This window comes from Mesorhizobium sp. KR2-14 (genome assembly GCF_040049255.1).
Taxonomy (GTDB): domain Bacteria; phylum Pseudomonadota; class Alphaproteobacteria; order Rhizobiales; family Rhizobiaceae; genus Pseudaminobacter.
On record NZ_JBDZDR010000008.1, the window covers coordinates 190,005 to 197,688 of the forward strand.

Below are 7,684 nucleotides of genomic sequence, written 5' to 3' on the forward strand. Positions count from 1 at the left end.
TAAGTAATGGCTAAGACAGATCTCGCCATTCTGAAATACTGGCGATCGGCGGTCGCGGACAGTGCGATTGGAGACGCCTGCCTGACGAGCAAGATGCTCGAGGAGTTTCACAGCCTGTCACGCGAGGAGGCCGAGACTGGCATTCTGGGGCAGGAGGCCGTCGATTTCCTGTTTGACAAGGTGCCGGAGCATGTGCGGCGCATTGCGGTCAGCTACCGCCCGCTCCATGCTCGTCGGCAAAGCCGCCATACAAGACCGCGTGGCGATGGCCTGCCACTCGAAGTCACCCCGGTTGTGACTGAAGCACAGGTCACGCGTGAAGGCCGCATCATTCCCAACCACAGCGTCATTGCACGGGACATACTCGATCCGCTCGCGCGTGGCGCCTTCTCGGTCGGCCGCGTCGCAGATCTCGACGGCTTCCTGACGGCCCATCCCAGCCCGTCAGACGAAGATCCGGATCTTTGGCAACAATACCGGGACCACTGGCAACAGATGATGGCAGAAGTCGGCGGGGGCTGGCCAGCTTCGGACCCGGAATACCAGATCGTCGGCCATGGGCTGATTCGACCGGCGACCGAGGCTGCTGCGACAGTGAAGCAGATCCTCGATCTGAGCGATACCCTTATCCATGAGGCACCGGAAAGTCCGCTTCTAGCGAATTTTGCACGCAGGGCTCCCTGCGACATCGAGCCCGCACGCCAGCCCCCTTTCCCGCTGGCGGAACGTCTCGGCCATTCCAACGACAAGTTTCCCGTCGCCGATCATCAGCGCGAAGTGCTTGCACATCTGGCTGTGGCGCGGGATGGCGATATTCTGGCCGTGAACGGCCCGCCGGGCACCGGAAAGACGACGTTGCTCCTGTCGGCAATAGCCGGCGAATGGGTGCGCGGCGCGCTAGAGCAAGCTAATCCGCCGTTAATCGTGGCGGCATCCACCAACAATCAGGCAGTCACGAACATCATCGACGCCTTCGGCAAGGACTTCGGGCAGGGGAAAGGCCCGTTTGCGGGGCGCTGGCTGCCCGTCATCAAGAGCTTCGGCCTGTTTCTCGCCGCAGCCAGCCGGGAAGAGGAAGCCTCGGAGAAATATCAGACTGAACGCTTTTTCCAGAAGCTCGAAACGCCAGCATATCTGGACCGCGCCCGCGCAGCGTATCTTCAGGCGGCTCGGAACGCCTTCCCACACCTGAAGCTGGCGGACGTGGCGGCGGTCATCGATGCGCTGCATGAGCGCTTGCAAGAGGAAAGCACCGTGCTCGTTCGGGCCGATGAGGCTGACGCGAAATGGCGCGCGGCGTATCATGCTGTCCAGCGAATGCTCGGGGATGATCCGAGTGCCGCCATCTCTCGGCTTCGCGACACGAAGGAGCGTTGTACAGCCGAAAACGCCGCAGCCGAGGATCTGCTGCACAAATGGGAGGGCTGGCTTGCGGCTGAGCCGATACTGCTTTCTCTGTTCGGTTTCCTGCCGCTGGTCGCGAAAAAGCGGGTTCTGCGGGCGCGAGTATTTTTGCGCGAAGCGCATGCACCCGATGAAGTTGCAGCGGTGGAGCGGATCGATGCCATCGACGCCCGTTTGAAGGCGCATGCGAGCGATGCCGCCGCGCGAGCGAAAACGGTCACGGCAGCTTGCCATTCGGCGGAGCAGGCCATGGCAGAGCAAAGGCTGCGGGAAGAGGCATGGCGCACGCTAGCGGCGACTCTTCTGCCAAATTCACACGATGGCCCCGACCTGCTGGCGTTCGACCGCGCTGCCGATCGTTCCGTGCGTTTTCCTCTCTTCCTTCTCGCCACCCACTACTGGGAAGGGCGCTGGCTGCTGGAGATGGAAAAAGCATTGCCTGCACTCCAGCAGGTGCAGAAAAACGGCCGCGGCGGCAACGACCGCAGCATGGTCGAACCCATGTGGTCTCGCCGGATGATGTTGACGCCATGCGCCGTTTCCACCTTCGCGACGCTGCCGCGCAAGATGACCTGCCGGGACAATGCCTCGGGCAGCTATCGGACGGAATATCTGTTCAATCATATCGATCTTCTGATCGTTGATGAGGCAGGTCAGGTGTTGCCTGAGGTAGCGGGACCATCCTTCGCGCTGGCGAAACGGGCTCTGGTGATCGGGGACATTCAGCAGATCGAGCCCATCTCCGCACTGGCCGCCGCCGTCGATACCGGCAACCTGATCGAGGCAGGGCTCTTGCCGCCCGCCGGAGGCCGGGAGGCTTTGCAGGACCTCGACAAGGTCGGCCTTACATCGCGCAGCGGTAGCACGATGCGGCTGGCGCAGTCAGCCTGCCGCTTCTACCCTTATCCGGAGCTGGAGCGGGGCCTCTATCTCTTCGAACACCGCCGCTGCTTGGACGAAATCATCGGCTTCTGCAATGAGCTCTGCTACAAGGGAACACTGCAGCCTATGCGTGGCTCGGCCGCGGATGGCCTACTGCGTCCGATGGGCTATCTCCATATAGACGGTATGGCGATATCGGCGGGCGGCAGCCGGTTCAATCCGCTGGAGGCGCACACCATTGCAGCGTGGCTCGCCGCCAATGCCGAAAATCTGAAAGCACGTTACGGCAAGCGCCTGGAAGACATCATCGGGATCGTCACGCCTTTCGGCCGCCAGGTTCGCGAAATCCGCAACGCCTGCGCTTCTCTTGGCATCGACGTCGGACGGCAAGGCATGACTGTCGGCACAGTGCATGCACTGCAGGGAGCCGAGCGCGATGTGGTCATCTTTTCGCCGGTCTACTCCAAACATGCTGATGGCGGCTTCATCGATCTCTCGCCCAGCATGCTCAACGTGGCGGTCTCGCGCGCGAAAGATGCCTTTCTCGTCTTTGGAGACATGGATACGCTGGCTTCCGCACCTCCGGGTAGCCCCCGATCCGTCCTTGCGCGCTTCCTCTCCAAAGAGATGGCCTTCGATGTGCCATCGCGAACCGATCTGTCGCGAGGAACGCGAACGCTCGAATCGTTGCGCGATGCGGCCGAGCACGACGCTTTTCTGCTGCGGGAATTTGCGAATGCCGGGCGCAGGCTTTGCATTGTCTCTCCGTGGATCAACACCGCAACCATGAAACGGGTCGGATTCACGGACGCCATCGCCGCAGCCCGCGCGAGGGGCGTCGAGGTCGAGATTTACGCCGACCCCTATCTAACCCGCGACCGCAACAACTCCGACCAAGATATGTTCGCGGAAGCCCGCGAGATTTTGACCCCTATCGGCGCGAGGCTCCACGCTGTCGAACAGCTTCATAGCAAAATGGTATGGGTGGACGACGCTTTGCTTGCGGTCGGCTCATTCAATTGGTTTAGCGCCCACCGGACCGGCAAATTCGCCCGTCACGAGACATCGATCGTCTATCGCGGCGAGCATTTGGGGCCTGAGATCCAAACCCTCGAAGCCAGCCTCAAAGCCCGCACTCCGACCCGTTGAATAAGTTTGGCGAACTGGGAGTTCCTCGGGGGCAACTTCGCGAAATCGCTGACGTGCACGATCACCGAAAATATAGCGACGGTTCCAATAAATTCTCTAAGCTGGCGCAGCACTATCGGAGATTTCCCTAAAATTAAGTGACGTCGTAACGTCGTGGTTCAAATCGACACCGCAGAACCGGATATTGTAAACCCACTGACCAGCTTCTACAGAAATGGCACCCACCGCTGTCATCATTGCCACCAACCTACGACGGGTCGGCTCATCCACACATGACAAACGCTTAAGACAGATGCCAAGGCTAAACAGATTCCGAACAAGAACTAGATTGGGAGTTCCGGAACCGTCTGTACTGTGAAACTCGACAACCGGGACACGCCATCCTGGCCCATAATTCTCTGTCAGGTACCGATCATGGTCCGCAGGCCCCAATACGGAGAAGCCTCGAAAGCTGTAACTGATCAGATCAAACCGAGAGTTATCCCACCGGTTCATAGAGCTGCCATGCCAACAAACGTCACCTTCTACATAATGGATGAATACATCCACCGGCACCCCGCTCCTATGAATGAGCTTGAGGCAGGCCGGGACTTCTTCGACATTTGCTGCGCCATCTGGGCCAAAGAAATGCACTTGTAAGTCATACTTTTGAACCGAAAAATGCCCTTTTTGAATAAGTGCTTCGACAATCGCGTCTGCCGTAAAAAGATCTGACATGATGCCAACGTCAATGTCGTAGTCGTGAGCTAGCCAGTCCTTTTCTCGCACGATACCCAAAAATGTGCCTGAGACAGCAAACCACTCGATGTCGAGCGCTTTGCAAACGTCACTAAAGTCTTTGAGTGCAGTATCAGCGTCGGAGGTTGAGACGTGCCTAGCTTGTTGACCAATCTCCTCCGCAAGTCGGGTTCGTCTTGGTTTTTCGGCCTGCGCCAGAGGCAATCCTGCAACCATTTCCAATGCGTGGAGCGCACGCCATTTCTCATACTCCTCGCGGCGGCCATCCAGCAGGGCGGCATGGGCCAGGTTCGCGTATAGGCACACGAGATCGGAGGCAGCTGTCAGTTCCTCGGCACGCCCACGGTTACTGCCGACAAAATCAGCTAACGCCGCGACGTCTTTCGGACTAAGAAATAGGGTGCAGATAAAAAGTGGATCATAGGCCAGTTGTCTCTTCAGCCAGCTATATTGCACCAGCCACGCCACAAACCTCAATCCAATTTTGAACCTGTCTTCTCGGAAATGCTTAGCCGTCAAGCCCGCAACATTAGGTTCAAAACTGAGCCCGTACGAAACTAGCCACGCAAGGGCTGCGAAAAAGCCCCGTATCGGCGCAGGCTGAGGTCCTCCCAAATAGACGTAAATCCGCCCAAGCAATCTACGCACTAGTCGCCCTCACAGCGGCCAGAATTTCAGTAGTCGAGATGTTCTCTGTCCTCGGAAGGTAGATCACTTCGCATAAAGATTTGAATTCGTCGAATCGCCCAGCCCAGTCATCCCCCATTACGAGTATGTCAGCATTGTAGGTGCTGATGTACTTCCCCTTCCACTCAAGACTCTCTTCAGAAAACACCTCGTCCACACATGCGAGTGCAGATACGATCGACCGACGATCATGCTCCGAAAATACGGGATACTTCTGCTTTTTCTTGAAATTCAGATGGTCGCTTGAGACCCCAACAACGAGACGATCACCCAGCGCCCTAGCGCGCTCAAGGATGCGCAGATGTCCTATGTGAAATACATCAAACGTCCCAAAAGTTATGACCGTTTTCGCCACGCAAACCCTCCGTTAACCCGAAACAGCGCGGCGGAAGGTGGCAGATCGGACATACAAGAGGAAGACCGGCTCCTCGGATTATGACACTTTTGTGACGTTTGTGTCTGGGTAGGTGCAAAACCAGCACACCGAGAGACGGATTGGAATTGACGCCGGTCCGATAACGGGTGAGAGAGCCACGTTGGAATTAGAATCTTCGGGCAAGTGCAATTGATGATTAAGAAAATTCTGGCCGGAGTACATTGGCCCTATCAGGCGATTGTGGTATCTGCCACTGCCCTTGCGTCATGTGCAGCGTCGATTGCATCGCCGGCAGATGCCTGGCTTGTTTCTATCGTGGCACTAATTAGCATATGTACACAGATCGTGCTGCTCGACGGGGCTAATTTGCGCGATAAGCTCGTGCCGTTGAGACGACTGAATTCCCAAGACGTTGCGCCCCTTTGGCGTTACGCTAACCTGGCGGCGTTATTAAGTGCGATAGCACCTCTGGCGTGCGTAATTTCACCAATACTTGCAATTGCCTTATCAGCAGGACTTGCTCTGGCTTCCGCCAAACCAGCGGCTATCTACCTAAAGGACATTCTCTTGAGGAGAAGGCTGCGTAAGTCAGCGCAGAACGACTTCGCTAGCACAAGCCCAAAGGTCGCGCTTTATCTGAGCGGCCCAAGAGAGGTTTACTACCAGGTGAACCAGTGGCTACCAGTGTTAGAACGTTTGTCCGTGCCTGTGGCGATCATCCTGAGAAACCGGGACATCTTTGAGGGCATGAAGAAGACCACGGTACCAGTCTTTTTCGTAAGAGAGGGGAGGGACGTCGAGAGTTTTTACAATGGTGGAGTTGAGCTAGTTTTGTACCCGAATAACCGGGAGAAAAACGTCAACTCCCTCCGACACCATCAGCTGACCCACATCTTTATCAATCATGGTGAGTCGGACAAAAGCGTTAACCAAAGTAAGATGCTGATGGCATACGACTACCTGTTCGTCGGCGGGCCTCTCGCTGAACAACGTCTCAGGTCGGCCGGTTTGCCGATCAGAGACGGCCAGATAGTGCATGTCGGACGCCCGCAAGCTGAGTTGTTCCTTGTTAACGTGCCTCAGACGGAACGCATTGAGAAAATACTATATGCGCCGACTTGGGAAGGAGGCGTTGCGGCCACCAGCTACAGTTCAGTCGGACCAGTAGGGTTGAAGCTGCTCAGGGATTTGGCCGCAAGCGGTAAATACGAAGTGGCGATCAAACCGCACCCCCTCACCGGCCGCACGAGCGCGGAGACCGCCGCTGCGCTTCAAGAAATGTCAGAGCTTAGCCAGAAGTTCGGAATGAAGTTTCTGCACGCGTCGGAATCGCTTCATGAATGGATGAACTGGAGCGATCTCATGATTTGCGATGTTTCAGCAGTTCTTAATGAGTACCTTATCACTAGCAAACCTATTGTTCTTTGCAACATCCTAGGTGCTAGCTTGCAGCCTGAAGAGCTCGCGCAAGAGTTCCCGTCCTCAACGGCAGCCTATATCCTAGGTCCGTCCGACCCCATTCTCTCGCTCATGGACCGAATAGAAGCACGGGATGACCTAAGATCAGCGAGGAGCGGCGTGCGGCGCCACTCAATGGGCGCCGGTGATTCGTTCAATCGCTTCGAAGATAATATCCGCTTGCACTTGTCACAAAGCCCGCAAGAAATATTGCCCGAGACGGACGGTAAAACAGTGAGACCAAGTTCCAGCCTGTGACCCGACATCAGTTTGAGGTGGTCCCGCCTGGTGAGACAGCTTGGCGGCTTGGCTAAGCTGGATCGGGGTTGTTTCCGCGCCGCCAATTGCTCCGCATTTCTGCCTTAGCATAGACCTCATCGGTGGGCGGGAATGCGGCCCTGAGGGTTGATGCTTCGATCGGCATCTGTGTTTTGCTCGCCGCGGTTGCGATCGATGTGGACGAAAACATGCTGGGCCTCGATCCCTTGAGCGCCAACCCGATCTGACGCCAAAGGAAGAGGTCGAGCGTCAAGAGGTATAGAGTTTCACGCGTTCCTTCCGTTCAGAGTCTCACGCTGCGCTCCGTCCGGTCGAGGTGAACGCCGCGGATCATGTCCGCCACAGTCGTGGTCGCCTGCTCCTTGGCTTCAATCTCCGCCCTGAAGGTGCCCCTCTGCGGAGGGAAGCGCTTCTTGTGAATCTGGACGTGCCACTGGCCCACGCCCTTCTCTGCCTGATCGTCGCCAACTTTGTTTACCCGCCCTTGCTCTGCACTGTGCCGAAATTGTGCCGACAAATCGCGAATATCCGCAATTGGCAAGACGCTGCTGATCTGAACTGGTAACTTGTTGATTTTCTCTAGCTGTTTTGGCGCACCCGACATCCATATCGGGTCCTCGCCGCTAGTCCTTGTCCGCCCTCCGATGAGCAACATCAATGGGTTACTACGCGGAGGGCGGGTTTGTAAAACGTGGCCGTGGTCTACCCGAT

General features: G+C 56.9%; 5 protein-coding genes. 2 read left to right on the plus strand and 3 right to left on the minus strand.

The annotated features are described in order from the left end of the window. Nucleotides 1-6: 6 nt before the first annotated feature. A complete protein-coding gene (locus tag ABLE86_RS19335) occupies nucleotides 7-3,435 on the plus strand; it encodes an AAA domain-containing protein (RefSeq protein WP_348780609.1) in 3,429 nt (1,142 codons plus the stop codon). Between the two features lie 96 nt (nucleotides 3,436-3,531). Here the strand turns inward: ABLE86_RS19335 and ABLE86_RS19340 are convergent, their stop codons facing one another. Together ABLE86_RS19340 and ABLE86_RS19345 are read right to left on the minus strand one after the other, a co-directional pair. After that, on the minus strand, nucleotides 3,532-4,692 hold the full coding sequence (locus ABLE86_RS19340; protein WP_348780610.1) for a hypothetical protein: 1,161 nt from the start codon (nucleotides 4,690-4,692) through the stop codon (nucleotides 3,532-3,534). A 121-nt stretch (nucleotides 4,693-4,813) separates the two neighbouring features. Beyond that, nucleotides 4,814-5,215 (minus strand): adenylyltransferase/cytidyltransferase family protein, encoded by a 402-nt coding sequence (locus ABLE86_RS19345; protein ID WP_348780611.1) that lies wholly within the window; start codon nucleotides 5,213-5,215, stop codon nucleotides 4,814-4,816. 213 nt (nucleotides 5,216-5,428) lie between these two features. Between ABLE86_RS19345 and ABLE86_RS19350 the strand changes: the two genes are divergently transcribed. Continuing rightward, on the plus strand, nucleotides 5,429-6,952 hold the full coding sequence (locus tag ABLE86_RS19350; protein ID WP_348780612.1) for a CDP-glycerol glycerophosphotransferase family protein: 1,524 nt from the start codon (nucleotides 5,429-5,431) through the stop codon (nucleotides 6,950-6,952). Nucleotides 6,953-7,256: 304 nt separating this feature from the next. Here ABLE86_RS19350 and ABLE86_RS19355 read toward each other — a convergent pair. After that, nucleotides 7,257-7,684 (minus strand): hypothetical protein (locus ABLE86_RS19355; RefSeq protein WP_348780613.1); only part of this gene is annotated, 428 nt, incomplete at its 5' end.